The sequence below is a fragment of the Corallococcus sp. AB049A genome (genome assembly GCF_003668885.1).
In the GTDB taxonomy this organism is placed as follows: domain Bacteria; phylum Myxococcota; class Myxococcia; order Myxococcales; family Myxococcaceae; genus Corallococcus; species Corallococcus interemptor.
The window spans coordinates 1-379 of the sequence record NZ_RAWL01001502.1 but is presented as its reverse complement, the minus strand read 5'-3'; the positions used below and the strand labels follow the sequence as shown (position 1 = coordinate 379).

1 protein-coding gene is annotated in these 379 nt (G+C 70.4%); it reads right to left on the bottom strand.

Features of this window, described 5'->3' with window-relative positions; all coding sequences use genetic code 11:
* Positions 1-164: 164 nt before the first annotated feature.
* On the bottom strand, positions 165-379 hold a 215-nt coding region (locus D7X55_RS44030), incomplete at its 5' end, for a hypothetical protein (RefSeq protein WP_158626524.1).

Below are 379 nucleotides of genomic sequence, written 5' to 3'. Positions count from 1 at the left end.
GTCTGTCTCCGAAGACTTCTCTGCCCTCGGTGGGTCCAAAATGCTGGCGCCCTGGAACCGCGGCGTCCCCCGCCACCGGGTGCAATCTTTCCCCCATTATCGCACCAACCGGCCCCGGGTTGCCTGGTGACCCATGCGGACCGGAATTTCAGGTGGGCACTGGCCTACACGGTGCGGGCCGCACGCAGGCGGGGCGGGGTGAAGGACAGCTCGCGGACCTGGAGGCGGGTGGTGGTGAAGCCGTCGAAGCGCTTGGGGGCGTCCTTCGTGCCGGCGCGGACGGCGGCGTGGGACTCCACGTCCAGCTCCAGCCGGACGGGCCACAGCCGGTCCAGGGAGAGCATGCAGCCGCCGTGGCCCCTGGCCTCGGTGTGCATCG